The organism is Thermodesulfomicrobium sp. WS (assembly GCF_027925145.1).
Classification (GTDB): Bacteria; Desulfobacterota; Desulfovibrionia; order Desulfovibrionales; family Desulfomicrobiaceae; genus Thermodesulfomicrobium.
On record NZ_AP027130.1, the window covers coordinates 904,342 to 930,910 of the forward strand.

Genomic DNA, 26,569 nt, shown 5'->3' on the forward strand with positions numbered 1-26,569 from the left:
ATCCTCGTGGGGCAAAAGGTCAGCCGGCAAAGCGGCGGAAAAGGAGAGAGGCGTTGGTGCCGCCAAACCCAAAGGAATTGGACATCCCTATTGTCACCGGCACTTCCCGGGCGGTGTTGGGGGTGTAGTCCAGGTCGCAGTCCGGGTCGGGTTCCTCGTAGTTGATGGTGGGCGGAATGATGCCGGTGACAAGGCTCATGACGGTGAAGACCGCCTCAGCCCCGCCGGCGGCGCCGAGCAAGTGCCCGATCATGCTCTTGTTGGCGGTGATGGGCATGCGGTAGGCATGGTCGCCAAAAACCGTTTTGAGGGCGCGGGTCTCGGTCTTGTCGTTGAGTTTGGTGGAGGTCCCGTGGGCGTTGATGAAGTCCACGTCTTCCGGAGCGATACCCGCCTCGCGCAAGGCGGCTCGCATGGCCTGGGCCATACCCGCACCGGATTCCTCTGGGGCCGCGATGTGGTAGGCGTCGTCCGAGGCCCCGTAACCGATGACTTCTCCGTAAATGCGGGCCCCGCGGGCCTTGGCGTGCTCGAGCTCCTCCAGGAGCAAAAAGCCCGCGCCTTCGCCGATGACAAATCCGCTGCGCTGGGCATCGAAGGGCCGGCTCGCCTTGGCGGGCGCTTCGTTTTGGGTGCAAAGCGCCTTCATGGCGTTGAAGCCGGAGACCCCCATGGGGGTAATGGTGGACTCCACCCCGCCGGTGATGCACGCCTTGACCCGACCCAAGGCCACGTCGGCAAAGGCGTAGCCAATGGCGTGGGTACTGGAGGCGCAGGCCGAAGTGGTGACCAGGTTGGGTCCTTTGGCGCCGGTGAACATGGCCACTTGGCCTGCGGCCATGTTGGCGATGAGCATGGGGATGTAGAAGGGGGAAACGCGGCGGGGGCCTGCCTGCATGAGCTTGGTGTGGAACTCTTCGATGGTGGAAAGGCCGCCCAGCCCGCAACCGAGGATCACCCCTACCTCGGGGGCCAGCTCTTCGGCGATGACCAGGCCGGCATCCTCCATGAGCTGGGCCGCGGCCACAATGGCGATCTGGAGGAAGCGGTCCATGCGCCGGGCTTCTTTGGGATTGATGGAGCGGGAAGGATCGAAGCCTTTGAGTTCGGCAGCGATGCGGGTTTCAAACTCCGAGGCGTCAAAGAGGGTAATCGGGCCCACCCCGCTGACTCCAGCCACCAAATTGGCCCAGCTTTCCTGCAGGCTGTTGCCGATGGGAGTCACGGCGGCCATGCCGGTGACGACAACGCGATGTCCAATCATGGTCTTCTCGTAAATAGGCCGGGAGATGCCGGCGGAAAAAGACTGCGGGCGCATGCGCCCGCAGGGGGTTACTTGGTCTTGGCCGTGATGTAGTTGATGGCGTCCTGGACGGTGACGATCTTCTGGGCGTCGTCGTCCTCGATTTCGATATCGAATTCCTCTTCCATGGCCATGATGAGTTCCGTGAGGTCTAGGGAATCCGCTCCGAGGCTCTCGACGAAAGAGGATTCGGGCTTCACCTCGTCGATGGAAACACCCAGCTGTTCGCTCACGAGTTCTTTGACCTTTGCTTCGATGGACATGTGTTTTCCTCCGCTCTGTGGGGATAATGCGTAGAGTGATGGCAGGAGCTAGAGATACATCCCGCCGTTGACGCCAATGACTTGACCGGTGATGTATGCGGCCGCGTCCGAGAGTAGGAAGGCCGTGGCCTCGGCCACGTCCTGTGCAGACCCGAGACGGCCCAAGGGGATGCGCGCCTGGTAGGCGTCGCGGATCTCCTGGGAGAGCCCGCCGGTCATGTCGGTTTCGATGAAGCCCGGAGCCACGGCGTTGACCGTGATGCCGCGCGGGGCAAGCTCCAGGGCCGCGGATTTGGTGAGCCCGATGAGGCCCGCCTTGGCGGCGCAGTAGTTGGCCTGGCCGGCATTGCCCATCTGCCCCACGACCGAGGCGATGGAGACGATGCGGCCAAAGCGCTGGCGCATCATGATCTTGGCCGCTTCCTGAAGGAAGACGAAGGCCCCGGTGAGGTTCACGCGCAGGACCTCTTCCCAGGCGGCAAGCTTCATGCGCACCAAAAGGCCGTCTCGGGTGATGCCGGCATTGTTGATGAGCGCCGCGAGAAAGACCTTGTCTTTGATTTCTTCCGCGAAGAATTGGGCAATGGCCGCCGGGTCCCCGGCGTCCACGCGAAAGCCGCGCACTGGGGCTGGGCTCAGGGAGGCACAGAGCTCCTCTGCCAGTTCTGGCCGGCTCACGTAGGTGAAGTACACGTGATAGCCGCGCTCGGCCAGGGTGGTGACAATGGCCTTGCCAATGCCGCGGGTGCCGCCGGTGACCAGCGCGGTGCGGATGGAATCGCTCATGGTGTCGTGGGGCTCCTTGCAGGAATGAAAAACGAGGTGTCCTCTACGGCGTCGGGCCTAAAATTGCAACAGGGCCGCGGCCCAGGTAAACCCGCCGCCAAAGGAGGCCAAGAGCACCGTGTCCCCTGGGTGGATGTGGCCCTGCGCCCGGGCCTCGGCCAAAGCGATGGGGATGGAGGCTGCCGAGGTGTTGCCCAAGCGGTCCACGTCCACGAAGCAGCGCTCCAGGGGGATGTCCAGCTTGCGGGCCACGGCTTCGATGATGCGGATATTGGCCTGGTGCGGGATGAAGAGGTCCACGTCGGATACGGCAAGGCTGTTTCTCGTCAGGATTTCTTGGCTCACCTCGCTCATGAGGCGCACGGCGTATTTATAGACCTCGCGACCGTTCATCTCCACGAAATATTCGGGTCCGATGGTGGCACCGAGGATGGGCGGGCAGGCGGAGCCCCCACCGCGCACGGTGAGCAGGTCCGCTGCAGCGCCGTCGGCATGGAGGATGACGTCGCGAAGAAGCGGCGCCCCGGGCTTGGCAGCGGCCCGCAGCACCGCTGCCCCGGCCCCGTCCCCGAAGAGGACGCAGGTGGAACGGTCAGTGAAATTGATGCGCGACGAGCACACCTCGCTGCCAATCACGAGCACCGTGGCGTCGGGATGCAGGGCGATAAGTCCCCGGCCTACTTCCAAGGCGTAGAGAAATCCGGAGCAGGCCGCGGCCAGATCCATGGCCGGCGCCTGGATGCCCAGTTCCCGCGCCACCAGGCAGGCCGTGGGCGGGACAGCGCAGTCTCCGGTAAACGTGGCTACAAGGAGGTGGGTGACTTCGTGCGGGGAAATCGCGGCGTCGGCCAGCGCCCTGCGGGCCGCCTGGACCGCCAGGGTGGAGCAGGTCTCCCCGGGTTCCACATGGTAGCGGGTGCGAATACCTGTACGGGAGACGATCCATTCGTCACTGGTGTCGACAATGCTTTCGAAATCCGTGTTGCTGATGCATCGGGCTGGGGTGTGCATCCCCAGCCCCCAGAGGCAGGGGGGCTGCATAGGTCCTTCCAGATGTTTAGGAAACCGGAGCTGGATCAGGGGATTTGGTTTTGCTGCTGCGGGAAAAGAGCGCCAGTTCGGTATTGGCCTTGAGCCCTTCCACCAGATGGGCCTTGGCCTGGCGTTTCACGAAGAGCGCCGCTTGTTCCAAGGCCGTGGCAATGGCCCGGGCGTTGGACGCCCCATGGCAGACCATGGCGATTTCGTTGAGCCCGAGGATCGGGGCGCCGCCGTACTCGGCGTAGTCGATCTTCTTGGCGAAGCGCCGGAACGCAGGCATGGCGAGGAGCGCTCCCAAACGGGAGATCCAGGAGCTGCGAATCTCGTTTTTGAGGATGGTGGCCAAGGCCGCACCCAGCCCTTCGCTCAGCTTGAGGGCGATATTGCCGGTAAACCCGTCGCACACGATGATGTCCGTATCTCCGCGGAAGATGTCCCGGCCTTCCACGTTGCCCACGAAATTGAGGCTGGAGCTTTTGAGTAGGCCATAGGCCTCCTTGGTGAGGGCGTTGCCCTTGCCTTCCTCTTCCCCGATGCTGAGGATCCCTACCCGCGGGTGCGGGATGCCGAGCACCGATTCCGCCAAGACTTCGGCCATGAGGCCGAACTGCACCAAGTTGTAGGGCTTGCAATCGGCGTTGGCACCTACGTCGATGAGCACTGCCGGGTTTTTGAGCGTCGGCAAGATGGTGGCCAGGGCCGGCCGGTCCACTCCAGGAATACGTCCGAGGATGAACATGCCACACGCCAAGGCAGCGCCGGAGTTGCCCGCAGTGACCACGCCCTGGGCTTGGCCGTCGCGCACCAGGCGGAAGGCCACCTGCATGGAACTGTCTTTTTTGCGGCGGAGTACCTCCGAGGGTTTTTCCGCCATGCCCACGGTTTGGGAGGCATGGACGACCTCGAGATGGAGCCCGTGGTGGGGATGGCGATGGAGTTCTTCACGGATGGCGGTTTCTTCGCCCACGAGGATGATGGTGGCTCCGGTGGCGCGGGCGGCTGCAATGGCCCCGGGGACGTTGACCGCCGGGCCCACGTCGCCGCCCATGGCGTCCACCGCCAAGCGAACGCTATTCGGCATGTGCTTCCTGAGTGGCAACGTACTGCCGACCGCGATAGGTGCCGCAGCCCGGGCAGATGCAATGGGACAGGGTAGCACTGCCGCATTGGCAATACGTGACGTTGGGCACAGGGACCCGGTCGTGGGAGCGGCGCATGTTGCGTTTGGACTTGGATGTCTTCTTCTTCGGATTGGGCATGATACACCTCACTTAGGGGTAGAGAATCCGCGGGCGGCAAGGGCCCGCGCCAGGGGTGTTTCCTTGGTGCACTGACACGACTCGTGGTTTTTGTTGACTCCGCACCTGGGACACAGCCCCTGGCAGGAGTCGCTGCACAGGATTTGCACGGGCAGGGCAAGGACGAATTGCTCCCAAAGCATCCCTGCGGCATCGAGGGCAAACCCCGCATCCAGCGGGCGCAGATGGCTTTCCTCGGCATCCTCCCCGTGCATGTCCGTGGTGGCTTCGAATTCATCGAAAACGTGGTCGATGACGAGCACGGCCTCTTCCGCGCAGCGGTGGCAGATGGTGCGTACCGCACCGCGCAGACGCCCACGGATGAGAAAACCGTCCTTTTGCGGAGTGATGGTGAACACCGCTTCCAGGGGGGTGTGCGCGGCGAAATCCATGCCGAACGACCGCCACCCCTCGTGCCAGATCTCTTGATCCGCAAAAGAAAATTCCCGACCATGCGCCGGGAGATCTGTGAGTGCGATCCAGTGTTCGGTCATGCGCCACCTCGGAGCATCGCCTCTACAGGGGGGCGGTTTTCCTTGTCAAGGAATTTTGCTTGCCATCTGCCGTAAGGCCGGATATGAGCCGTTTTCTTCGTGCGGTTCACCCGGGGCCTTGGTTGGGGCCGGGAGACAATTTTGGTGAGGAGGAAACCATGTCCACGATGTGTGAAATTTGTGGTAAGAAGCCGCAGGTCGGCAACAATGTCAGCCATGCCAACAACAAGACCAAGCGTCGGTTCATGCCCAATCTGCAGACCGTGCGCGCGCAGTTGGCCTCGGGCCAGGTGAAGCGGATGCGGGTGTGCACGCAGTGCATCCGCTCGGGCGCGGTGACCAAGCCCGCGGCATAGCCCTGCTCCTGACACGAGGGGCTGCTTTGAAGAGACTCCGCTTTGTGGGCGGGGTCTTTTTTTGCGTTCAGGGGGGGATCTCGATCTGTTGCCCTTTGCGTGGGGGGCAGCAAAAAACCCCGTCCGGAGACGGGGTTTTTTTGTTGGTCACACGGGCAGAATGCTACCAGCGCGGACGGCGTTCCCGATGCTCACGCTCGGGGCGGGGACGGGCTTCGTTGACCTTGAGCGCCCGGCCGCCAAAGTCCTTGCCATCCAGGGCGGCAATGGCCTCGTCGGCACCACTGGACATTTCCACGAAACCGAAGCCACGGGCGCGGCCGGTTTCCCGGTCGGAAATGAGTTTCACGCTGTCCACTTCGCCGTAGGAAGCAAAAAGGGCTTCCACGTCTTGTTCCGTGGCACTCCAGGGCAAATTTCCGACATAGATGTTCTTGGCCATAAACACAGTACTCCTCAAAAAGAAAACGGAAAAAACAACTGCAGGTCGAGGGCTTTCGGTGCACGGGAGCGCGCAGAAAGCTTCTCTTCCTGGCTCCTCAAACCTGCGCCGGACCTGCCCGTTCTCCCTGAGGATCCCTTGCCGCCGGCACATAGGTCAACCGTTTATGGGGTTCGAAGGACCTTGGCAAGGTATTTTTTCTCTTTTTTCCGATTTTTTTCAGATTTCCGGGACTGCACCCAAGCGCCGCCGCAAGTCTTCGCCGATGTGTGTCAGGCAGGGCACGAGAATCAGGGTGATGGCGGTGGCGAAGAGCACGCCGAACCCCAGGGAAATGGCCATGGGGATGAGGAATCGGGCCTGGCGGGAGGTCTCGAAGATGAGGGGCATGAGGCCGCCGAAGGTGGTGATGGTGGTCAAAAGCACTGGCCGGAAGCGCTGCAGAGCGGCGTCGAAGACGGCCTGGTCCGTAGGGATCCCCAGTGTTCGTTTCTCGTTGATGGTGTCCACGAGCACCAGGGCGTCGTTGATGACCACACCGCTCAAGGCCACGATGCCAAAGAGGGACACCAGACTCAGACTGTAGCCCATGATGAGGTGCCCAAGGATGGCACCGGTGAGGCCAAAGGGGATGCTCGTCAGGATGATGAGCGGCTTCCAGTAGCTGTTGAGTGGAATGGCCAGCATGGCGAACAGTCCCAGCACGGTGAGCAGCAGCCCTGCAATGAGGGCGCGTACGCTTTCGCGGATGTCTGCCTGTTTGCCTTCGAGACTGAAGGTGAGCCCAGGATAGCGGGCAAGGATATCTGGGAGCACGTCTTTTTGCACTGCCGCGGCGATGGTCTCGGCGGCGCTGGGTGGGGTGACGTCCGCAGTGACGGTGACCACCCGGCGGCCCTGGCGGCGCTCGATGGTGGTGTCTGCCTGGGACTGCCGCACCGTGGCTATGGTGCGCAGCGGCACGAAGGCCCCCTGCGGGGTGCGCACCATGAAGGTATTGATGAGCTCCTGGGTATTCCGCTCTTCCTGGGGCAACCGTACCCGAACCACGATTTCGTCGCGACTGCGTTGCTGGCGGATGGCTTCGGCCCCGTACACGGCGCCGCGCAGCTGTCGGCCGACATCTTGGGCCGTGAGTCCGAGGCGGCGGCCTTCGGGAAGGAGTTGGACCTCCCATTGCGGGTTGCCTTGCGCAAAACCATCATCGATATCCGAGACTTGGGCAAATCGCTCCAGGGCTTGGGCCAAGTCGCGGCTGGCCTGTTCGAGGACCTGCAGGGAGCGGTGGGAGAGTTCGATGCTCAAGGCCGCTCCGGATCCCGGTCCGCCGCGGTCGGCCTCGAAACGAATGGTCTTGATGCCGGGGATGCGGCCGACGCGTTCCCGCCACAGGCGGGTAAATTCCGCCGTGCCGATGGGGCGGATTTCCGGGTCGGTCAGGAAGGCGCGAAGGGAGCCTGTGTGGCTGCCGCTTGCGGTCCCGGCCTGGGCAAAGACGCCTTCGAGGAGGCGATCTCCGCCGTGTTCTGCCGCCACGGCCCGGGCCGCGTCTTCGAGGATGCGGGCCACGCGCTGGGTCTCCGTCACCGGGGTGCCCACGGGCAAGGAGAACTCCACGTAAGCGAAGTCCGCTTCGACCTTGGGGAACATGGTCATGCCCATGCGGCCGCTGGCCACGTAGCCGAGCACTGCCATGAGGATGGCGACGGCGATGGCCACTGTGGCGTAGCGGAAGGTGATGGCGGTGTGCAGGATGGGCGGAAAGACGCGGTGCAAGATTTTTTGGAAGCCGCGGTCAAAGGCCTCCTGGGCGCGGTGGATGGGGCCAAGCCAGCGCGGCGCGGTTTTTCCGTGCGCCAGGTGGGCAGGCAGCACGAACAGGCTCTCCGCCAGCGAAATGGTAAAGACCGCAAGCACTACCGCCGGGACCACCCGGAACACCTTGCCCATGACCCCGGGCACGAAAAACATGGGAACGAAGGCGGCCATATTGGTGAGCACGGAAAAGACCACCGGCATGGCCACTTGGCGTACTCCGAGAATGGCGGCTTCCAAAAATCCTTTGCCCCGCTCCCGCCATTGGAAGATGTTTTCGCCCACCACGATGGCGTCGTCCACCACGATGCCCAGGGTGATGATGTAGGCAAAAAGCGAGACCATGTTGATGGATACATCCATGGCCGGAAGCAGCAGGAAGGACCCCAAAAACGAGGTCGGGATGCCCATGCTCACCCAAAAGGCCAGGCGGATTTCCAAAAACAGCGCCAGGAGTACGAATACCAACACCAGTCCCTGGATGCCGTTGCGGATCAGCAGGTCCATGCGCTGCCGGAAGACCTTGGAATCGTCGCTGCGGGAGGAAAGTTGGATCCCTGGCGGCAGCGCCGGGGCCACGCGGGCGGCCACCCGGCGCACGGCCTCAGCCACGCTCACCGGGGTTTGTTCGCCCACGCGGTAGATGTTGAGGAGCACCGCGGGCTTGCCATTGTAGGAGGGGAACTGATCGGCGTCTTCGAGCCCATCGGTGATCTTTGCCATTTCGCCCAAGGTGACCACGGCGCCGTCCGCGCTGGTGACGATGGGCAGCGAGGCGAACTGCTGACCAAAGTCCCGGCGGTCCTTGAAGCGCAAGATGACGTTCCCCCCTTGGGTCTTGAGGGTGCCGCCAGGGAGATCCACGGCCGCAGTGCTGATGATGCGCGCCACGTCCACGGCGGTCAGTCCGTAGCGCCGCAGGGTGTGCTGGGGGATTTCCACGGCGATCTCGAGGTCCGGCACTCCACTGAGTTCCACCTGGGTAATCCCCGGATCCTGCAGGAGTTCGTCGCGCACGGTCTCGGCCAAGTCGCGCAGGGCAGGCAGCGGCGCGTCGCCGTAAAGGGCCAGGGTCATGACCTGGCGCTTACGCGAGTCAATGCGCACGATGGGGCGCTTGGCGTCCTCGGGCAGGGTTTCGATGCGGTCTACCTCGGCCTTGATGTCCTGGTAGAGCCGGTTCACGTCCGCCCCTTCCACGGCCTCGGCGGTGATGACCGCCAGCCCCTGGCTGGCCGTGGAGCGGACTTCCTTGACCCCGTCCACGCCGGAGATGGCATCCTCCACAGCCAGGACGATGCCTTGCTCCACGTCCGCGGGTGTGGCCCCTGGGTAGGTGACGCTGACGGAAACGGTATCCAGCGAAAATTCCGGAAAGACTTCCTGCTTGATGCGGGTGCTCATGATGAGGCCGCCCGCCAGACAGACGATCATGATGAGGTTGGCCGTCACCGGGTTTTGGGCCATCCACGCCAAGGGTCCGCGCATGTTCATGGCCTACCTCGCGCTGGTGTGGATGGCGGTGACGGCCATGCCGGGCATCGGCGCGGCAAGAGGTGAGGAAATGATGGATTCGTCCGCAGCGATCCCGTCGACGATGGCATTTTGCGGGTCCGTAAAGAGCACCCGTACCGGGCGGATCTCCAAGGTGCCGTTGGTGGCCAGCCAGACCTGATCGCCCTCGCGCAGACTCTCGCGCGGGATGCGGACCCCGTCGATGCTGCGGCCCTGGATGGCGACCTCGACGCTATCTCCCAGAAGAAACGGCGGCGTGGTCTCCAGGGGGCGGGGCAGGGTGATGCGGATGCGGGCCAGGCGGCCGCCGCTTTCCACCGCAGGGATGAGTCCTGCCACCGCGCCCTGGGCCGTGGAGCCGGAAGCGGCCCGGATCTCTACCGGCGCCCCTGGGGCCGTCGGCGGGATGGCAATCCAGGAGAGGTGCTCCACCGGGACGCTCGCCTCCACCCAAAAGCGGGTGGCATCGGTGAGCACGGCGAGCGTCTCTTGGGTGGAGACCGTGCTGCCCAAGTGCACGTTCTTTTCCTGCACCACCGCGGCAAAGGGGGCGCGCACGTGTGTTCGTTCCAGGTTGAGGCGGGCGAGGGCCACATTGGCCTCGGCCTTGCGCACCGCGGCCTGGGCTTCCATCCATTGGGGTTCGCGCAAGGGCAGACGGGGATCCGAGGCGTTATCCCCAAGGGCGAGGCGTTCCCAGTCCTTGCGCGCCACTTGTCGGCGGCCGGCTTCCATTTCCAAGGCGGCCTTGGCTTGGGCGAGCTCCGCCTCGCGCTGGGCAAGGGCGGCTTCATAGTCGCGGGGATCGATGCGCAGCAGTTCTTCCTGGGCAGCGACCACAAGGCCGGGCTCCAGACGCGGCGAAACCGCCACCACCGCACCGCCCACTTGGGCGCGCAGGGCGATTTGCCGCGCCGGGGTGATGGTCCCCATGGCAGTGATGGTCACGGGTCCGTGGTGTGGCTGGGGGCGGATCACTTCCACACTGGGCGCGAGCGATGCCGGCGGCCGCTGGGGCGGGGTGGGTTTGGTGCGCACGAAATACACCGCAGCCCCTGCACCGAGGGCGAGGGCCACAAGGGCGATGCCGAGCGCCAGCAGCGTGGCGCGGCGGTGAGGACGTGGGTCGGTCATGGGGAATCAATCTCCCGGGGAAAGAGGTGCTGCCAGCCGCGGCCAAGGGCCCGCACCAAGGCGATCTGGCGGGCGAGCACTGTGGCGTGCTGCGCGATGCGCGCGCGCTTAAGGCTGTCCGCTTGCGTGCGCGCCGCGGAAACATCGGGGTATTCGGCCATGCCGTGGAGAAAGCGCTCCATGGTGGCGGCAAGGAGCCGCTGGGCGGCTTCAAAGCGTTCTCGGGTGCGCTCCCACGAGTCCACGGCGGCCTTCAGTTCGGCCAGGGCGGTATCTGCCTCGGCCACGGCCTTGGCCACGGTTTGACCGTAGGCGAGGATGGCTTCTTCCTGGGCGGCCTTGGCGCGGTCCACCTCGGCCAGTCGGCGTCCCCCATCGAGGATGGGGGCTGCAAGCCCGGCGGCCAGGCGCACGAGCCAAGTGTCGAAGATGCCTCCAAGGCTCGGGCCTGAGGCGGAAAGTCGGCCCGTGAGGGTGATCTGCGGCAGCAAATCCGCCTTGGCCCGGGCCACATCCAGGCCGGTGGACGCCGCTTGGGCGGCCGTGGCGCGGATATCGGGTCGCGCTTCCAGGAGATCGGCAGGTAAGCCCGCACGGGGCAGCGGCCAGGGCGCGGGCAGGGCGCTGTGGGTGCTGGCAAGCTCGGCTTCGGGCAGGGCGCAGAGCACGGCGAGCTGGGCTTGGCGTGCCCGCTCGGTGGCTGTGAGCGCGGGCAGGGCGGCGCGGGTTTCCGCCAGGGCCTTGCGCTGGGTCTCCAGGTCCACCAGGGAGGCGGTCCCTGCCCGGTAGCGCTCTGTGAGCGCGGCGAGCAGGGCTTCCTGCTCATGGATCTGCTGGTGGAGGATGCGTGCTTGGGCGCGGGCGGCCACCATTTCCACCCAGGCGGTGGCGGTCTCGGCAGCCACGGTCATGGTCGCGGTACGCACCGCCTCTTCACTCTGCACCACTGCCAGATCCGCCACTTGGGTTTGGGCGTCTATCCGTCCCCAGAGATCCACTTCGTAGCTTGCCAGGCCGGTCAGCCCCCAGAGGGGATCGTTGGTGGTGGCAAGCCCGGTGCCGCCGCTGATGCGCCGTTCCGGGGCAAGTTCTGCATCCACACTGGGGAAAAGCGCTGCCCGCGCCTTGCGGGCTGCTGCCTGGGCCTGGGCCAAACGCGCACGGGCAATACGCACGTCGTAGCCGTGGGCGAGGGCGCGTTCCATGACGAGGGTGAGCTCGGTGGCGTTCCAGGCCTCCCACCAGCGGATGGGCGCTTCCCACGAGCCTTGGAGATTGGCGTAAGACTGCGGTGTAGTGGGCGGCGGGACCGGTGCCGGCCGAAAGGGGGCGCATGCCGCCCCAACAAGAATACTGAGGAAAAGAAGCACAGCACGCATGGCCGCGCCTGTAGTCCTCTCTATGTTTGAACCGCAAGAGGTTGTCTGTGGTTTTTTTCTTGCCTGGCAGACGATGGATGGGATACCCCCATGACCAAAGAATGTAAGGAGCGCCCATGATTTGGGGAGATGCCGCACCGCTGAGCCCTGCTGACGAAGCGACCCTATTTCGGAATATCTTCCGACAGGCGGGTACGGCGATGCTCCTCATCGACTTCGATACCGGTCGTATCGTGGGCGCCAACCCTGCGGCGGCGCGCTTTTACGGCTATCCTACCGAAGAACTGTGCGGGATGCCCATCTCCCGCATCAATATCCTGCCCCCGGAAATTCTCCGCCAGCGCATGGAGGAGGCCCGTTCCCGGCAGCGCAGGTATTTCGTCTTCCGCCACCGGCTCGCCAGCGGCGAGATCCGTGACGTGGCGGTGTATTCGGGGCCCGTCGTGGTGCGGGCCAAGACATTCCTCTATTCCGTTATCCATGACATCACCGAAGAGGTGCGGCTGCGCCGGGAGCGGGAAAGCCTGGCCAAGCGCCTGCGTCTGGCCATGGACGTGGGGAAGGTGGTGGCGTGGGAACTGCACGAAGATGGGCAGATGTACGTCACCTGGCCCCAAAAGGGCCGATACCCATTGGCGCAGCAGGGCAATCCACTGCCTTTGGAGACAGTGGTGGGGTGGTTTGTCCCGGAACATCAGTCCGTTTGGACCACAGCGCTTCAGGCGTGCCTGCTGCATGGTCACCCCTTCAGCGTGGAGCTTCGCGATGGCCAGGGCCGCTGGGTGCAGGTGGAGGGGCTGCGCTTGGAGGATGGAGACGGCATCCGGGTTGTGGGCGTGTTCCACGACATCACCCCGGTCAAGATTCAGGCCGAGGCGGAGTGCCAGCGGCGCAAAGATGCGGAAGCCGCGGCCCGTGCCAAGGACGAGTTCTTGCGGTTCTTGAGCCATGAGCTGCGCACACCCCTTTCCGGCTTGGTGGGGCTTTTGCGGATACTCTGCGAAGGCAGGGGGGGAAATCGCGATGCCCTTCTGCTTCAGGCCCGCGAGCGTGCGGAGAGCTTGCTTCGTCTGCTCTCGGACGCCCTTGATTTGTGCCGTCTGGATGTCGGCCAAATGCCTTTGGTGGACGAGGACTTTTCGCCGCAGGCCTTGTGCACATCCCAGGTAAGTCTCTTTGCCCCCCAGGCCGAGGCCAAGGGGGTAGAGCTGCGGCTTGTCTGCGATCTGCCTGCCTCGCGGCTGGTGGCGGCCCCCAAGGCGCGTCTGGAGCAGGTCCTCTCCAACCTCCTTTCCAACGCGGTGAAATTCACCGATCATGGGGAGATTGTCGTGACCTGCGTGCTGCACGGTACGGAGGATGGCGAGGCGTTGGCTTTCACGGTACAGGACACCGGATGTGGCATCCCTCCGGAGTTGCAAGCGCGGCTTTTTGAGCCGTATGCCCAAGGGGTATTGGAGACGAAATTGGCGCGGGGCAGCGGCCTTGGCCTCTCCATTGTCCAGGCCTTGGTGCAGCGCATGGGGGGAACGATCACGGTGGAGAGCGAGGAGGGTACGGGAACGACTTTTCGCGTCACGGTGCCGGTGCGGCCGGTGGCGCAGGTGGAGTCGGAGCTCCAGGAAAGCCCCCAAGCCCGCTTCGAGGAAACGTCCTGCGTGGGTTCTGATTCCTGGGACGTCCTCGTGGCTGAGGATGATCCCGTCAATCAGATGGTGGCGCGGACGCTTCTGGAGCGTTTGGGACACCGCGTGGAGGTCGTCTCCAACGGGGCGGAGGCGGTTGCCGCTGTGGCCCGCCGGCGCTTTCACGTGGTGCTGCTCGATGTGGCCATGCCGCAGATGGACGGCCTTGAGGCGGCGCGGCGCATCCGCCAGATGCACCCTTCCCTGCCGCTGGTGGCGGTGAGCGCGTTTACCAGCGCCGATGACCAACAGCGGTTTGCTGCAGTGATGGACTTTGTGCTCACCAAGCCGCTCAGTCTCGATGCCCTTGTCCAGGTATGCGCTCAGGTGGCCGCCCGGTCCGTGGCGTGATGGCAGGCCCAGGCCTGGCCGAGGCGCTGGTCGATACCGAGGATATGGTCGCAGAGCCAAGTCTTGAGAAAATGGAGCATCTCCGTGGCCAGGCCCTCGGTGGCGAGGATGGCGTCGAGGTCGAAGAGTTCGATCTGGTTGATGAACGTCTGGTGCTCCAGGCGGTGTTCCTCCGTCTCCGCGTAGTCCATGGTCTCCATGATCCGCTCTTCATCGGCGAAATGGTATTGGGCGTAGTCCGCCAGTTGGACCACGATGTCCAAGAGCTGCTTGTGGGTAGGGCCTGCTTCGACGGTGGCCGCGAGGTCGTTCAGGATGGCGATGAGCTTTTGGTGCTGCTCATCCACGCTGGGGATACCGGTGGCGAAATGGGGCTCCCACTCTACGGGAAAGGACTGCAACATGCGATTCTCCTTGCGTGAAGGGCGGCTGGAGTCCAAAGACACCACGTTTATGCGTCAGGAGCGGGATTTTGGCAACCATCGGCGCGGGGATTGTTTGGGGAGGACGCGCCGGGGCGGTCCAGCCGGACTGCTGCGTAGCGCATGATGGGGGTCTTTCCTGTGAGGGCGGCTTCGGCGGCTTCGGCAAGGGCGTGCATTTCGTCTTCCCCGGGAAAGACCATGACCGGAGCAAGGAACGCCACCTGCCGGCGGATCCCTTCCACCACCGGGGCGCAGGCCGCAAGCCCGCCCGTGAGGACGATGGCGTCCACTTGTCCTTCGAGCACTACGGCCATGGCCCCGATTTCTTTGGCCACCTGGTAGGCCATGGCCCCCAGTACCTGGGCGGCCTGGGTATCCCCGGCTTCCATGCGGGAGACCGCTTCCTGGGCGTTGTTGGTCCCGAGGTAGGCCGCAAGTCCGCCGCCGCCCACCACCTTGCGCCGGATGGTCTCCATGGGAAGCCCCTGGACGCACCAGGCAAGCACCCCGGCCACGGGCAGGCCGCCGCTGCGCTCCGGAGAAAAGGGGCCGTCGCCGTCCAGGGCGTTATTCACGTCCACCACGCGGCCATGGCGGTGCGCGGCCACGGAGATGCCGCCGCCAAGATGCGCCACCACCAGGCGCAGCGCGTCCACGGGCTTGCCGAGCGTCGCTGCCGCACGCCGGGCCACGGCCTTGTGGTTGAGGGCGTGGAAGATGCTGCGGCGCACGATGTCCGGGTGGCCGGAGAAACGCGCGATGGGGTCCATCTCATCCACCACCACCGGGTCGGCGGTGAGCACCGGCACCCCTTCCGGGGCCAGCCTCCGGGCGATGATGGCCCCGAGGTTGGAGGCATGGGCGCCGAAGCGGCAGGAGCGCAGGTCCTCCAGCATGGCGTCGTCCACGGCGAGGACACCGCTGGGAACCGGCGCCATCAGCCCGCCGCGGGCCATGAAGGCATCCACGCCCTCCAGGGCCACGCCTTGGTCCATAAGCCATTGGCGCACCAGGGACTCTCGCCATGGGGCCTGATCCATGAGGGACGCAAAGGCGCGGAGCGTGGCGCTGTCGTGGCGCAGTGTCTCCAGGGCTGCTGGCGTGGTGCCTTGAAAGACGCCCAGCTTGGTGGACGTGGATCCGGGATTGATGACTACGATGCGCATGGGGTGTTTCCGGTGCTCAAAAGGATGCCCAAGGCCATGGAGTTGATCTTGGTCTCGTGGGAGTCGCCGCGGGAGTTGAGCAGCACGGGGGCCTTGGCCCCCAGGACCACGCCGGCGGAGGCAGCGCGGGAAAAGTACATGAGGCTCTTATAGAGGATGTTGCCTGCGGCAAGGTTTGGGGCAAGCAGGATATCCGCGCGGCCGGCCAGGGGATCGCTGGGGAGCTTTTTGGCTGCGGATCTCGGGTCCACGGCCACGTCCAGGGCATAGGGGCCGCCTACCCGGCAGCCGGAAATCTCACCGGCGGCGTTCATGGCCACCAGGCTCGCGGCGTCCTGGGTGCAGCGCATCTTGGGGTGCACCTTTTCCGACTCGCACAGTACCCCGACGATGGGATTATCCATGCCCAGTGCCTGGGCCACGGTGAGGGCGTTGGCAATGATGGCCGCCTTGGTGGCAAGATCCGGTTCGATGATCATGGCGGCGTCGGTAAGTAGATACAGGCGGTTGGTGCCCGGGATGTCCATGACCACGGTGTGGCTGACGGTGCGCGGGGTGCGCAGGCCGCTTTTTTTGTCGAGGACGGCACGCAGCAGCACCGCGGAATCCACAAAGCCCTTGAGCACGATGTCGGCCGTGCCCTCAGCCACCAGGCGTACGGCCGCCTCGGCGCAGTGCGTTTCGTCTTCGGCGTGGAGGATGGGGATATGCTCCAGGGAAAGGCCGATCTCCTCTGCCTGGCGGCGGATGATGGGGGCGTTGCCCACCAAGACAAAGCGGGCGAGGCTCAGGACGCACGCCCCGGCCACGGCACGCAGCACTTCGGTATCGTGTGCGCCCGCCACAGCGATGGTGCGCGTGGGACGGCGTTGGGCTTCTTCGCGAATTTCCGCAAGGGATGTGAACATACGGGCCTCCGTGGCGCACCCCCTTAGGCCAGGCGTACTGGAGAGGCAAGGGCAGTGCCCCCGCAAACTATGCTTGCGGCAAGACCGCATCGGATACCACACTTACCAATGCTTATGTAAAAGGGCAGTGCCCTCGCCAACTATGCTTGCGGCACGGGCCGATGATGCTATCATTGACGAAGCGGCGGACGCTCGCCGCCTCTTCGCAGGCTATGCTTGCGGCAGGCCGATAATGCCTCGAAAACAAGCCGGCCGCCTCCTTGCCAGCTTGGGGGCGAAGCAGTAGCGGCCGGAGGGTCGGGACGTTGGCGTCTTTTGGGCGCGAGAGACTTCGGGAGAGCACCTATGACCTTCGCCACCTGGCTGCCTTTTGTGGCCGCGAGTATCGTCTTTAGTTTGAGTCCTGGATCCGGGGCCATCTCCACGCTGGGCGTGAGCCTTGCCCAAGGCGGGCGGGCGGCGCTCTGGAATATCGTTGGCCTGGAGCTTGGTCTGGGGGTGCATATCGTGGTGGTGGGCGCAGGGCTGGGGATGCTGGTTGCTGCTTCGGCCACGGCCTTTGGCGTGCTCAAATGGGTGGGCGCGGCCTACCTGGTGTGGCTCGGTATCCAGAAATGGCGGGAGGCGCCGGCGGCGTTGGGGGGCGTGGGCGCGGCCCCGCGCGCTGGGGCGATGGTGCGCCGGGCCGTGCTCATCAACCTCACCAACCCCAAGAGCATGGTCTTTTTGGCGGCGTTTTTTCCGCAGTTTCTCCACGACGAGCAGCCGCTTCTGCCCCAGTATCTCCTGCTCGGGGGAACCATCTTGGCCGTGGATGCCCTGGTCATGGCCGGGTACGCCCTGGCCGCGGCCCGGGTGCGCTGCATATTGGCGCAGCCGCGGGCCATGGTACGGGCCAATCGGGTGCTGGGGGCGCTCTTTATGGGCGCAGGTGCGGCGCTTGCTTCCGCCCGGGCCGCCTAGCGGTTTGGGTGCCGAGGGCCAGGGCGTGGGCTGCTTTTGGCAAAAGGCGCTCTGGGCCGGGGTCGGGCTTTGCGAAAGAGGACCTGGCCCTCTTGGGAGCGGTGGGCCAGGACTTTTTCGGCGTCGGCAAAGGGCAGGGACACGAAGGCGCAGGTGTCGAGGATCTCGATGTCTCCCACCCGGCGCGGCTCCACACCACAGGCGTCGCTCAGGTAGGCCACCAGGCGTCGGGGCGTCAGTCCGTCCCGGCGGCCCTGGCTGACCACCAATCGGGTCTTGCCGGTGCGGTCAGGCCCCAGTTCTTGGAGTTCCCGGTAGCGGCCGGGGTCGAGCTCGGTGCCAAAGGCGTGCTGGAGCACGGCGGCCAGCGCGGTTTCCGGGTCGCTGTGCGCAAGGATCCGGGCGGCCATGTGCCGCATCTGCGGGTCGATGTCCTGATCCATGGCGCTGCGCACCTCGGACTCGATGCGGCTGCGCTTGGCTTCCAATACCTCGGCTACCTTGGGGAGCTTGCCTTTGCGGATGGAGGTGCGGGCAAGTTTTTGGATCCACTGCAGCCGTCGGTATTCGGAGGGCGTGACAAAGGTGATGGCGATGCCGCTTTTGCCGGCGCGGCCGGTGCGGCCCACGCGGTGCACGTAGGCTTCGGGGTCGCCAGGCAGGTCGAAGTTGATGACGTGGGTCAGGTCCTGCACGTCGATGCCGCGGGCGGCCACGTCTGTGGCGACGAGGATGCGTGCATGGCGTTTTTTGAAGGCATCGAGGATCTTTTCCCGCTGCGCTTGGCCGAGATCGCCATGCAGGGCGCGGGCGTCGTAGCCCCGCTCTTCGAGACGGGAGGCGATGGCGTCGGCGTCCACCTTGGTGCGGCAGAACACCAGGCCGTAGAAGTCTTCTTCCATGTCGATAATGCGGCACAGGGCTTCGAACTTGTCCGCAGCAGCCACTTCAAAGGCGATTTGATCCGTGGCGCTGGCGGTGAGGCTCGTGCTCTCCGCGCGCAAGGTCACGAATTCGTTCATGGTGCGCCGGGCCACGGCCAGGATTTCCCGCGGCATGGTGGCGGAAAAGAGCAGGGTGCGCTTGGCCGCAGGGGTGTGGGAGAGAATTTCTTCCACATCGTCGAGAAAACCCATGCTCATCATTTCATCGGCCTCGTCGAGCACGGCGAAGGCAAGCTGAGCAAGGTCCAGGCTTTCCCGGCGCAGATGGTCCAGGATACGACCTGGGGTGCCGGCCACGATGGAGACCCCCCGGCGCAGGGCCCGGAGCTGTAGCCCCATGGACTGGCCGCCGTAGATGGGAGCGATGGTGATGCGTGGATCCGGGCGCAGGGAAGAGAGCTCCTCGGCCACCTGGATGGCAAGTTCGCGGGTCGGCGTGAGAATGAGGGCCTGCACATGGGGGGCGGCAGGATCAAGCAGCTGGAGGATGGGAATCCCGTAGGCCGCGGTCTTGCCGGTGCCGGTTTGGGCTTGGGCGAGGACGTCGCGGGTGTCGTTCAAAATCGTGGGGATGGTTTGCGCCTGGATGGGCGTGGGTTCTTCAAATCCTTTGCGGAGCACGGCCGTGAGCACGGCATCGCAGAGGCCAAGATCGGCAAATGTGGGCATAGCAACCTAATGGGGAAAAAGTGCAAGAGAGACTCGGCAAAACCGGAGGGGACTTGACGACAGGGGCGCACAGCGCAGGGCGCGGCGCCTTTTTTTCTCGTAGATGCTTCCCAAGAAGGGAGCAAGGAAAAAGTTGCGCCCCCACTGCGCGATCTCGTTTCGTGGTGGTTTTTGGGCAGGGGCCTGTGGGCCGAGGACAAGTCCTTGCCTCGAGGGGCGGGAGGCGGTAGCCGGAGGCCGTCGTTTTCAGGAGGCATGCCGTGGATATTCTCATCGTCAATGGACCGAACCTCGGCTACCTTGGGGTGCGCCAGCCGGAAATCTATGGCACCCGGGGTATGGACGCGGTCCCGGAATTGGTGGCGGAGCTCATGGGCCCGCATGCCCACGCGGTGCGGCTTTCCTTTTTTCAGTCCAATAGCGAGGGGGGGCTTATCGACCGCCTGGAGCAGGCCTGGAAGGACCGGGTGGACGGTATTGTCATCAATCCGGGCGCCTACACCCACACGAGCCTCGCCTTGGCCGACTGTCTGGCCTGGATCGGCATCCCGTACGTGGAGGTGCACCTGAGCAATGTGGCGGGTCGAGCCGAATCCATTCGCCATACGAGCCTCACGGCCCCCCGCGCCGTAGGTACCCTTGCCGGATTCGGTGTCCTCGGATATGCCTTGGCGGTTCGGGCGCTGTGGCAGATACGGCAGACCGCCTCGTGAGCGCCGACGTATTTTTTGGCAAGGAGAATGGAATGATTTCGACCACGGATTTTAAGAAAGGCAAAAAGATTGAAATCGACGGCGCGCCCTGTGAGATTCTAGAGTGCAGCCACTACAAGCCCGGCAAAGGCGGGGCGTTTATGCGCACCAAGTACCGCAATCTCATCACCGGCGCGGTGGTGGAGCAGAACTTCCGCTCAGGGATGAAATTTCCCAAGCCGGATTTGGAAGTTCGGGAAATGCAGTACCTGTACCGTGAGGGCGAGGATTTTGTCTTCATGGACATGACCTCCTACGAGCAGATGACCGTGTCCGCTGCAGTGGTAGGGGAGAAGGGCGGCTACCTCAAGGAAGCCTCGTCGTATCGGGTCATGCTCTATGAAGGGCGGCCGCTGGATTTGGAGATCCCGGCTTCGGTGGTCTTGGAGGTGACGGCCACGGATCCTGGGGTCAAGGGCGATACCGTGACCGGCGCCACCAAGCCTGCGACCTTGGAGACGGGCGTGGTGGTCCAGGTGCCGCTGTTCGTGGAAACCGGAGACCGCATCAAGATCAACACCGAAACCGGCGCCTACCTGGGCCGCGAGTAGGGCGGGGAGTCGCGGGACGCTCAAGGCCATGGAGGCGGCTCCGTGGCCTTGCGTTTTTTGCGAGGGAGTATGGCGGAAAAACGGGTACTCGTGCGGGAGATCGCCGCCTTGGCGTGCGCGGTGGTGCTGGTGCTTTTGGTGGCGGCCTTGTACTCCTACTCCAGTTTGGATCCGGCCTTCAATCGGGCAGTGGCTTCCGGAGAGGTTCGCAACGTCGCTGGCACCTTCGGTGCCTATCTTGCCGGGACGTTGGTGGATTTTTTCGGCGCTGCAGCCTGGCTCACCCCTTTGGGGATCGTCGTGGTGCTGGTGCGTCTTCTCTTTCCTTCCTGGAGGATGGCCTGGGCCCGTTGGTTGGGCTGGGGGCTTGGGTGCGCATGGCTTATGGTGGCGCTGGAGTACGCCTGGGTCCAAGAACTCATGGCCCCACTTCCCATGCATGGCGGCGGCCTTGTCGGTCGGGTGCTTGCGCGGTGGATGCGCTACTACCTGGGAGAACTGGGCCTGGCCAGCGTGCTGGTGGCTGGAGGACTTTTGGCCGTGCGTTTGGCCTGTGCCACGCCGCTTGCGGTCTTGGGCCGCATGCTCATGGCGTGGTTTGCTCCGGTAGGAAAACACGCCCCGGAAGTGACCGCGCCGCAGCCATCTTTGCCTGCGCAGGCGCCTTTGCCCGAGGCCGAGGTGGTGGACGTCGATACCCCGCGGCCGGTTTTTTCCAAACCGCGGCCTTCTCGACCCAAATCCGGCGGCGCACCGGCCGCACTTGCGGCGCGCAAAACTTCCACGCCTGTGGAGTCGGCTTCGGGGCAGGTGTTCCCGCCGCTGGAGCTGCTTGCCACGGGCCCTGGGCACAGTTCTGGGGTCTCTCCTGGGACGTTGGAGCGCCAGGCCCAGCAGCTTGCCGCATGCTTTGCGGATTTTGGCATCCAGGGCGAGGTGCAGGCCATCCAGCCCGGGCCGGTCATCACCCTTTTCGAATTCAAGCCAGCCCCGGGCATCAAGGTGAGCCGCATCGCCAACCTCGGCGACGACCTGTCTCTTGCCCTCAAGGCGCGTTCGGTGCGCATTGTCGCACCCTTGCCAGGCAAGGATACGGTAGGTATCGAAATCCCCAACGAAAAGCGCCAGCCGGTGGTATTGCGGGAGATTTTGGAAAGCCCGGCCTTCGCCCAAGGGGGACTCTTGCCCTTGGCCTTGGGCAAAGACGCCCAAGGAGCGCCTAAAGTGGTGGACCTGGCCAAGATGCCGCATCTCTTGGTGGCTGGTGCCACGGGTGCGGGCAAGTCGGTGTGCCTCAACTGCCTGCTCGTCAGCCTGCTTTACCGGCATACGCCCGAGACGTTGCGGCTCCTTTTGGTGGACCCCAAACGCATCGAGCTTGCCACCTACAGCCGGCTGCCGCATCTGGTGCATCCCGTGGTCACGGACATGCATCTGGCCAAAAACGCCCTGGATTGGGCGGTGCGGGAGATGGAAGAACGCTATGAGGCCATGGCCCGTTTGGGGGTGCGCCACATCACGACGTACAATCAAAAGCTGCATGAGCTGGGGACGGAGCTTTCGGAAGACCTTGCCGGGCTCAAGCCCTTCCCCTTCCTGGTGATCGTCATCGACGAGCTCGCAGACCTCATGATGACTGCGGCCAAGGAGGTGGAGACGAGCATCGTGCGCCTAGCGCAGCTTGCCCGGGCTGCAGGCATCCATTTGGTGCTGGCCACCCAGCGGCCGTCGGTGGACGTGGTGACCGGCATCATCAAGGCCAATTTCCCCTCCCGTATCGCCTTTCAGGTGAGCTCCAAGCACGACTCGCGAACGATCCTCGACGCTGTTGGCGCAGAGCACCTTTTGGGACAGGGAGACATGCTCTACAAGGCAAGCGGAGGTGTCACGCTGCGGGTACACGGCGCTTTTGTGGATGATGACGAGATCGGTCAGGTGGTGGAGTTTTGGGCCCGTCACGTGCCCCAAACTTTCGAGGTGGATTTTGCGGCGCTAGATGGCGGTGCCGAAGAGGCGGGCTCCGATGGTCCGGCCGGGGACGTGCTGGATGACCCCAAATATGCCGAGGCCTTGGAACTGGTGTACGAGATGGGACGCGCTTCCATTTCCATGATCCAGCGTCGGCTGCGCATTGGTTTCAATCGGGCCGCCCGCTTTATCGAGCAGATGGAGCAGGATGGGATTATCGGCCCGGCGGATGGCAGCAAACCCCGGGTGGTGCGGCGACGGGAATAGCGTGCGCCTTCGTAAGCACATGAAGCCGCGGGGAGCCTTTGGGCTCCCCGCATGCGTTGGTGGGCCGGAGGGTTTCCGGCCCAGGTTGAGGAGGTGGGTCGTTAGGCCAAGGGTCTGCGGAACGGGGTCAGCCGGGCCAGGAGGCTGCGGCGGTCAAGCAGCGGCACATCGAGGCTTGCCACGGCGTAGGTATGGATTTTCTTGGGTTCTACCGGGTAGAGGTAGATGACCCGCACACTTTCCGGGTCCCCCAAGGTGGCCTCGGGGTATCTTTTTTGGGCCTCGGCCAGGCGTTTTTGGGCCAGGGCGAGCATGTCGTCGTAGTCGCCGAAGTTCATGGTTCCAGTGGGGCACACCTGCACGCAGGCCGGCTTGAGGCCGTTTTGTACGCGGTCCAGGCACATGGTGCACTTGGCCATGACCTTGGTCTGCGCGTTTTGGCGGGGGATGTTGTAGGGGCAGGCCTCGCGGATTTCGTTGAAGTCCGGGAGGTCTTTGGTCTTTTCGGTGAAGACCACGGCCCCGGTTTTTTCGTCGTGGTAGATGGCCGCGCTGTCGTAGGCATCGGCGGTCATCTTGCAGGGCGGCTCGATGCAGTGCCGGCACTGTTCCGGGAAGAAGGCCCAGGTGACGAGCCCCCCTTGAGCGTCAGCGATTTCCTGCATGTGGACGAGTTTGTAGGTGATGGCCGAGAGGTCTTTGGGGTTCTGGTGGGAGCCCCAGTTTTTGGTCTCTTCCGCCGGGAGTTTGTTCCATTGCTTGCAGGCCACCTGGCATCCGCGGCAGGCCGTGCATTTGGTCAGATCCACAAAGAAGGCTTTTCCGGACATGGCTCTTTCTCCTTAGGCTTTGCGCACGTTGACCATGAAGGCCTTGCTTTCCGGAATGGCCGTGTTGGGATCGCCCACTGCTGCGGTCAGCAGGTTCGCGGCGTCTCCGCCGCCTTTGGGCCATATCCAGCCATAATGCCAGGGAATGCCCACCTGGTGGATGGTGTTTCCAAGGACCTTAAACGGCTTCATGCGCTTGGTGACGATGGCCACCGCCGTGAGCTGGCCGCGGGGATTTTCCAAAATGACTTTGTCGCCATTTTGAATGCCTTTGATCTTGGCGAGCTCTTCGCTCATCTCGCAGAACATCTGCGGCTCGGCTTCCAAGAGCCACGGGACCCAACGGGAGAGTACTCCGGTCTGCCAGTGCTCCGTGACCCGGTAGGTGGTGCACACAAAGGGATAGCGCGGATCACATACCGCCCGTTTGTGGGCTTCACCCGCAAACTCCACGGCCACGGGGCTGTTGAGCCGTTTGGAGAAGGGATGCTCGAGGACCGGGCATTCCAGGGGCTCATAGTGCTCGGGGAACGGGCCGTCGTTGAGGCCTGGGCCATAGATCGCGGCCACACCGTGCGCCAGCATGATGAAGGGGTGCTTGGCGCCTGGATCACCGCCGCCGTCCACCACGTCGATGGTCCACTTTTTGCCGGCTTCGTCCCAGGCCAGCACGGGTTTTTGTGGCTGGTAGGGCTTGCCGGCGAGGTCCACGGAAGCGCGGTTGTAGATGATGCGGCGGTTTACCGGCCAAGACCAGGCCCAGTTGGGGAAGAGCCCGACCTTTTCCTGGGCCGGGGTCTGGGTGGCGTCGCGGCGGGCGGCCATGTTGCCTTTGGCGGTGTAGGAGCCGCAGTAGATCCAGTTGCCCGAGCAGGTGGAGCCGTCGTCTTTGAGGAAGGCAAAAGAGGCCACCTGGGTGCCGGCCTTGATGGTCTCTTCCTTGCCGTCCGGGGTCTTCACCACCGTGTCCTTGAGGTAGTAGCCGTTGATGAGCTTGGCCACCTTGTGGGGGTCGAAGGCATGCCCATCGCCCCAATCCGCCACGTTGAGACCCAAGATGGGCTCAGGCATCACCCCGCCTTCCTTCTGGTAGAGCTCGCGGATCTTCAGGAAGAGCTCATAGATGATGTCGCCGTCGGGTTTGCTTTGTCCCGCAGGCTTGGGGCCGGCGTAGCGCCACTGCATCCAGCGGCCGGAGTTGGTGATGGAGCCTTCTTTTTCCACGGACACACAGCAGGGCAGGAAGAACACCTCGGTCTTGACGTCCTTGGGGTTCATGCCCGGGCCCATCCAGAAGGAGCCGGTCTCGTTTTCAAAGATGTTGACGTTGACCATCCAGTCGAGCTTGGCCAGGGCCTGGCGGGTCTTGTTGGAGTCCGCGCCGCTGGCGGCCGGGTTCATGCCCCAGGCAAAGAAGCCCTTGAATTGGCCTTTGAGCATCTGGTCAAAGAGCACTAACCAAGAAGCGTTTTGCCCCTCGTCGAGCTTGGGAAGCCATGTGTAGGCGGTCTCGAGATCGGCGTCCTTGTACAGGGCCTTGAGGAGGCTTGCCAGATACTTGGGCTTGTTCTGCCACCAGTTGACGCTCTTGGGATCCTTGCTCACCGGGGTGTTGGCCTTGTTGTAATCCGCCAAAGTGGGCCAATTGGCCCGCGGCGTGGCCATGTATCCAGGAATGATATGATACAGAAGAGCATGGTCCGTAGATCCTTGCACGTTGGATTCCCCGCGCAGGGCATTGACGCCGCCGCCGGCGACGCCAATATTTCCCAAAAGAAGTTGGATGATTGCCATGGTACGAATATTTTGTACACCAACGGTATGTTGTGTCCATCCCATGGCATAGAGGATGGTTCCGGATTTATCCGGTTTCCCTGTTGCTGTGTATGCTTGATATACAGCGAGAAGTTTATCTTCTGGAGTACCGGTGATCGAGGATACGGTCTTGATGTCGTAGCGGCTGTAATGCTGCTTGAGCAATTGGAAGACACAGCGGGGATCTTTGAGAGTCATATCCCGCTTGGGCACGCCGTTTTCGTCCAGCTCAAAGGCCCATTTGGTTTTGTCGTATTTACGAGCAGTTGGATCATAGCCGGAGAATAAACCATCCTTGAATGCAAAGTCTTTGGAAACAATGAAGGATGCGTTGGTATAGTTGGTGACATATTCTTTGAAGAAGAGGTCATTGTCGAAAATGTATTTGATCATTCCCCCGAGGAATGCGATGTCCGTACCTGAACGCAGTGGGGCATAAATATTTGCTTTGGATGATGTTCGCGTGAAACGAGGATCCACATGAATGAGTGTGGCACCATTTTCCATCGCTTTGGTAACCCAACGAAAAGTGATAGGATGGGTTTCTGCGGAGTTGCCACCCATAATCAGGACGCAATCGCTATTTTTGATATCGATGACATGGTTGGTCATAGCGCCGCGTCCAAAGGATTCTGCTAATGCTGGGACTGTGGAACTATGACAAATACGGGCCTGGTGCTCGATGTAGGTGAGCCCCAGGCTGCGGAGCATGGCTTGGTAGATCCAGCACTCTTCATTGTCCATGGCCGCCGAGCCTACGGAAGCGATGCCTTCGCAGCGGTTGACGGTCTGGCCCTTAGCGTTGGTCTTGGCAAAGGTGGCGTCACGGGTGGCTTTGACGCGTTTGGCGATCTCCGTGATCATCCAGTCCCAGGACTTGGGTTCCCACCGGTCGCTGCCCGGGGCGCGGTAGAGCGGCTGGGTGACGCGGCGGTCATTTTCCGCCAGTTGGAAGAGGGCTGCGCCTTTGGCACAAAGGCTGCCTTGGTTGATGGGGTGATCGGGGTCACCTTCCACGTTGATGGCACGACCGGTCTTTTCGTCGGTGGATACGATGAGACCACAGCCTGTGCCGCAATAGCAGCAAATGGTGGTGGTTTCTTTGCCTTGGCGTAACTGCATGAGCTGGGCATTGGCCTTGGCTTCCTTGGGGAGGCCAAGTCCGAGTCCGTGGAAGGCCGTGACAGCCGCAGCTGCGGCTGTAAGTTGAATAAATTCACGCCGTTTGAACTGCATGCGCTCCTCCTCGTCGGGTTGGGGTGAGCCTCCTTTTCGGAGGCATATTTGAGGTATTGCGCCTATGAAGACTTGCGGAAAAAAGCACAAGAAAGGTGAAAATATGGAGATTTTATCACCACGAGTATGCCCGTGTGAACAGGGAGATGGTTGGGTGTGTTGTAATGGGCCTGCAGAGAAATTTTAATTAAATTAATATATTATTTTAAATGG

23 protein-coding genes are annotated in these 26,569 nt (G+C 63.3%); 6 read left to right on the forward strand and 17 right to left on the reverse strand.

Going from position 1 to position 26,569, the window contains the following annotated elements; all coding sequences use genetic code 11:
* Positions 1 to 19 precede the first annotated feature (19 nt).
* The 7 genes from fabF to QMF81_RS04455 all read right to left on the reverse strand — a co-directional run bounded on the left by fabF (position 20) and on the right by QMF81_RS04455 (position 5,185).
* Positions 20 to 1,264, reverse strand: a complete 1,245-nt coding sequence (gene fabF, locus QMF81_RS04425; RefSeq protein ID WP_281752396.1) for a beta-ketoacyl-ACP synthase II — start codon at positions 1,262 to 1,264, stop codon at positions 20 to 22.
* Between the two features lie 68 nt (positions 1,265 to 1,332).
* Positions 1,333 to 1,566, reverse strand: a complete 234-nt coding sequence (acpP, locus tag QMF81_RS04430; RefSeq protein ID WP_281752398.1) for an acyl carrier protein — start codon at positions 1,564 to 1,566, stop codon at positions 1,333 to 1,335.
* A gap of 48 nt (positions 1,567 to 1,614) precedes the next feature.
* Positions 1,615 to 2,352 (reverse strand): 3-oxoacyl-[acyl-carrier-protein] reductase, encoded by a 738-nt coding sequence (fabG, locus tag QMF81_RS04435; protein ID WP_281752400.1) that lies wholly within the window; start codon positions 2,350 to 2,352, stop codon positions 1,615 to 1,617.
* Positions 2,353 to 2,409: 57 nt separating this feature from the next.
* Entirely contained in the window at positions 2,410 to 3,393 is a 984-nt protein-coding gene (locus tag QMF81_RS04440) for a beta-ketoacyl-ACP synthase III (protein WP_281752402.1), read from the reverse strand.
* 16 nt (positions 3,394 to 3,409) lie between these two features.
* On the reverse strand, positions 3,410 to 4,474 hold the full coding sequence (gene plsX, locus QMF81_RS04445) for a phosphate acyltransferase PlsX (protein WP_281752404.1): 1,065 nt from the start codon (positions 4,472 to 4,474) through the stop codon (positions 3,410 to 3,412).
* Entirely contained in the window at positions 4,464 to 4,652 is a 189-nt protein-coding gene (gene rpmF, locus QMF81_RS04450; protein WP_281752406.1) for a 50S ribosomal protein L32, read from the reverse strand. Before rpmF ends, plsX begins: the two co-directional genes overlap by 11 nt.
* Before the next feature lie 8 nt (positions 4,653 to 4,660).
* Positions 4,661 to 5,185: a DUF177 domain-containing protein gene (locus QMF81_RS04455; protein WP_281752408.1), complete on the reverse strand. Its 525-nt coding sequence runs from the start codon at positions 5,183 to 5,185 to the stop codon at positions 4,661 to 4,663.
* 158 nt (positions 5,186 to 5,343) lie between these two features.
* Between QMF81_RS04455 and rpmB the strand changes: the two genes are divergently transcribed.
* Positions 5,344 to 5,541: a 50S ribosomal protein L28 gene (gene rpmB / locus QMF81_RS04460; protein ID WP_281752409.1), complete on the forward strand. Its 198-nt coding sequence runs from the start codon at positions 5,344 to 5,346 to the stop codon at positions 5,539 to 5,541.
* Between the two features lie 163 nt (positions 5,542 to 5,704).
* On the opposite strand, the gene QMF81_RS04465 is transcribed toward rpmB, so the two are convergent.
* From QMF81_RS04465 to QMF81_RS04480, 4 genes are all read right to left on the reverse strand, one after another.
* A complete protein-coding gene (locus QMF81_RS04465; RefSeq protein ID WP_281752412.1) occupies positions 5,705 to 5,983 on the reverse strand; it encodes an RNA-binding protein in 279 nt (92 codons plus the stop codon).
* A 219-nt stretch (positions 5,984 to 6,202) separates the two neighbouring features.
* Positions 6,203 to 9,292, reverse strand: a complete 3,090-nt coding sequence (locus QMF81_RS04470; RefSeq protein ID WP_281752414.1) for an efflux RND transporter permease subunit — start codon at positions 9,290 to 9,292, stop codon at positions 6,203 to 6,205.
* Between the two features lie 3 nt (positions 9,293 to 9,295).
* Complete coding sequence (locus QMF81_RS04475; protein WP_281752416.1) at positions 9,296 to 10,447, reverse strand: efflux RND transporter periplasmic adaptor subunit; 1,152 nt, start codon at positions 10,445 to 10,447, stop codon at positions 9,296 to 9,298.
* Positions 10,444 to 11,826, reverse strand: coding sequence for a TolC family protein (locus QMF81_RS04480; RefSeq protein WP_281752418.1), 1,383 nt, complete (start codon positions 11,824 to 11,826; stop codon positions 10,444 to 10,446). Before QMF81_RS04480 ends, QMF81_RS04475 begins: the two co-directional genes overlap by 4 nt.
* A 116-nt stretch (positions 11,827 to 11,942) precedes the next feature.
* Between QMF81_RS04480 and QMF81_RS04485 the strand changes: the two genes are divergently transcribed.
* Positions 11,943 to 13,862 carry an ATP-binding protein gene (locus QMF81_RS04485; RefSeq protein WP_281752420.1) on the forward strand — a complete coding sequence of 640 codons (1,920 nt, stop codon included), beginning with the start codon at positions 11,943 to 11,945 and terminating at the stop codon, positions 13,860 to 13,862.
* Here the strand turns inward: QMF81_RS04485 and QMF81_RS04490 are convergent.
* The 3 genes from QMF81_RS04490 to QMF81_RS04500 are packed head-to-tail and all read right to left on the reverse strand — an operon-like array spanning position 13,835 to position 16,361.
* Positions 13,835 to 14,266, reverse strand: coding sequence for a bacteriohemerythrin (locus QMF81_RS04490; protein WP_281752422.1), 432 nt, complete (start codon positions 14,264 to 14,266; stop codon positions 13,835 to 13,837). The genes QMF81_RS04485 and QMF81_RS04490 overlap by 28 nt on opposite strands.
* 47 nt (positions 14,267 to 14,313) lie before the next feature.
* Positions 14,314 to 15,453 carry a butyrate kinase gene (gene buk / locus QMF81_RS04495; RefSeq protein ID WP_281752424.1) on the reverse strand — a complete coding sequence of 380 codons (1,140 nt, stop codon included), beginning with the start codon at positions 15,451 to 15,453 and terminating at the stop codon, positions 14,314 to 14,316.
* Positions 15,441 to 16,361: a phosphate acyltransferase gene (locus QMF81_RS04500; RefSeq protein ID WP_281752426.1), complete on the reverse strand. Its 921-nt coding sequence runs from the start codon at positions 16,359 to 16,361 to the stop codon at positions 15,441 to 15,443. The genes buk and QMF81_RS04500 overlap by 13 nt, the downstream gene beginning before the upstream one ends.
* Before the next feature lie 345 nt (positions 16,362 to 16,706).
* On the opposite strand from QMF81_RS04500, the gene rhtB reads away from it, so the two are divergent.
* Positions 16,707 to 17,324, forward strand: coding sequence for a homoserine/homoserine lactone efflux protein (gene rhtB / locus QMF81_RS04505; RefSeq protein WP_281752428.1), 618 nt, complete (start codon positions 16,707 to 16,709; stop codon positions 17,322 to 17,324).
* Here the strand turns inward: rhtB and QMF81_RS04510 are convergent.
* Positions 17,321 to 18,937 carry a DEAD/DEAH box helicase gene (locus QMF81_RS04510; protein WP_281752430.1) on the reverse strand — a complete coding sequence of 539 codons (1,617 nt, stop codon included), beginning with the start codon at positions 18,935 to 18,937 and terminating at the stop codon, positions 17,321 to 17,323. The two genes, rhtB and QMF81_RS04510, sit on opposite strands and share 4 nt — an antisense overlap.
* A 260-nt stretch (positions 18,938 to 19,197) precedes the next feature.
* On the opposite strand from QMF81_RS04510, the gene QMF81_RS04515 reads away from it, so the two are divergent.
* The 3 genes from QMF81_RS04515 to QMF81_RS04525 all read left to right on the forward strand — a co-directional run bounded on the left by QMF81_RS04515 (position 19,198) and on the right by QMF81_RS04525 (position 22,475).
* Positions 19,198 to 19,650, forward strand: coding sequence for a type II 3-dehydroquinate dehydratase (locus tag QMF81_RS04515; RefSeq protein WP_281752432.1), 453 nt, complete (start codon positions 19,198 to 19,200; stop codon positions 19,648 to 19,650).
* A gap of 32 nt (positions 19,651 to 19,682) precedes the next feature.
* A complete protein-coding gene (gene efp, locus QMF81_RS04520; protein ID WP_281752434.1) occupies positions 19,683 to 20,240 on the forward strand; it encodes an elongation factor P in 558 nt (185 codons plus the stop codon).
* A 69-nt stretch (positions 20,241 to 20,309) separates the two neighbouring features.
* The gene (locus tag QMF81_RS04525) at positions 20,310 to 22,475 is read left to right on the forward strand and encodes a DNA translocase FtsK (protein ID WP_281752437.1); all 2,166 of its coding nucleotides are present in this window, start codon (positions 20,310 to 20,312) and stop codon (positions 22,473 to 22,475) included.
* Positions 22,476 to 22,576: 101 nt separating this feature from the next.
* Here the strand turns inward: QMF81_RS04525 and QMF81_RS04530 are convergent, their stop codons facing one another.
* Both QMF81_RS04530 and fdnG read right to left on the reverse strand, forming a co-directional pair.
* Positions 22,577 to 23,305, reverse strand: a complete 729-nt coding sequence (locus tag QMF81_RS04530; protein WP_281752439.1) for a 4Fe-4S dicluster domain-containing protein — start codon at positions 23,303 to 23,305, stop codon at positions 22,577 to 22,579.
* Positions 23,306 to 23,317: 12 nt separating this feature from the next.
* Positions 23,318 to 26,356: a formate dehydrogenase-N subunit alpha gene (gene fdnG, locus QMF81_RS04535; RefSeq protein ID WP_281752441.1), complete on the reverse strand. Its 3,039-nt coding sequence runs from the start codon at positions 26,354 to 26,356 to the stop codon at positions 23,318 to 23,320.
* Between the last annotated feature and the right edge of the window lie 213 nt (positions 26,357 to 26,569).

Bases quoted from the DNA above. Each gene is read 5' to 3' on its own strand.
- acpP (WP_281752398.1), bottom strand. From the start codon at position 1,566: ATGTCCATCGAAGCAAAGGTCAAAGAACTCGTGAGCGAACAGCTGGGT.
- QMF81_RS04500 (WP_281752426.1), bottom strand. From the start codon at position 16,361: ATGTTCACATCCCTTGCGGAAATTCGCGAAGAAGCCCAACGCCGTCCC.
- QMF81_RS04480 (WP_281752418.1), bottom strand. From the start codon at position 11,826: ATGCGTGCTGTGCTTCTTTTCCTCAGTATTCTTGTTGGGGCGGCATGC.
- rpmB (WP_281752409.1), top strand. From the start codon at position 5,344: ATGTCCACGATGTGTGAAATTTGTGGTAAGAAGCCGCAGGTCGGCAAC.
- rhtB (WP_281752428.1), top strand. From the start codon at position 16,707: ATGACCTTCGCCACCTGGCTGCCTTTTGTGGCCGCGAGTATCGTCTTT.
- QMF81_RS04510 (WP_281752430.1), bottom strand. From the start codon at position 18,937: ATGCCCACATTTGCCGATCTTGGCCTCTGCGATGCCGTGCTCACGGCC.
- rpmF (WP_281752406.1), bottom strand. From the start codon at position 4,652: ATGCCCAATCCGAAGAAGAAGACATCCAAGTCCAAACGCAACATGCGC.
- QMF81_RS04475 (WP_281752416.1), bottom strand. From the start codon at position 10,447: ATGACCGACCCACGTCCTCACCGCCGCGCCACGCTGCTGGCGCTCGGC.
- buk (WP_281752424.1), bottom strand. From the start codon at position 15,453: ATGCGCATCGTAGTCATCAATCCCGGATCCACGTCCACCAAGCTGGGC.
- QMF81_RS04440 (WP_281752402.1), bottom strand. From the start codon at position 3,393: ATGCAGCCCCCCTGCCTCTGGGGGCTGGGGATGCACACCCCAGCCCGA.
- QMF81_RS04465 (WP_281752412.1), bottom strand. From the start codon at position 5,983: ATGGCCAAGAACATCTATGTCGGAAATTTGCCCTGGAGTGCCACGGAA.
- QMF81_RS04490 (WP_281752422.1), bottom strand. From the start codon at position 14,266: ATGTTGCAGTCCTTTCCCGTAGAGTGGGAGCCCCATTTCGCCACCGGT.
- QMF81_RS04530 (WP_281752439.1), bottom strand. From the start codon at position 23,305: ATGTCCGGAAAAGCCTTCTTTGTGGATCTGACCAAATGCACGGCCTGC.
- fdnG (WP_281752441.1), bottom strand. From the start codon at position 26,356: ATGCAGTTCAAACGGCGTGAATTTATTCAACTTACAGCCGCAGCTGCG.
- QMF81_RS04455 (WP_281752408.1), bottom strand. From the start codon at position 5,185: ATGACCGAACACTGGATCGCACTCACAGATCTCCCGGCGCATGGTCGG.
- efp (WP_281752434.1), top strand. From the start codon at position 19,683: ATGATTTCGACCACGGATTTTAAGAAAGGCAAAAAGATTGAAATCGAC.
- QMF81_RS04470 (WP_281752414.1), bottom strand. From the start codon at position 9,292: ATGAACATGCGCGGACCCTTGGCGTGGATGGCCCAAAACCCGGTGACG.
- fabG (WP_281752400.1), bottom strand. From the start codon at position 2,352: ATGAGCGATTCCATCCGCACCGCGCTGGTCACCGGCGGCACCCGCGGC.
- plsX (WP_281752404.1), bottom strand. From the start codon at position 4,474: ATGCCGAATAGCGTTCGCTTGGCGGTGGACGCCATGGGCGGCGACGTG.
- QMF81_RS04485 (WP_281752420.1), top strand. From the start codon at position 11,943: ATGATTTGGGGAGATGCCGCACCGCTGAGCCCTGCTGACGAAGCGACC.
- QMF81_RS04525 (WP_281752437.1), top strand. From the start codon at position 20,310: ATGGCGGAAAAACGGGTACTCGTGCGGGAGATCGCCGCCTTGGCGTGC.
- fabF (WP_281752396.1), bottom strand. From the start codon at position 1,264: ATGATTGGACATCGCGTTGTCGTCACCGGCATGGCCGCCGTGACTCCC.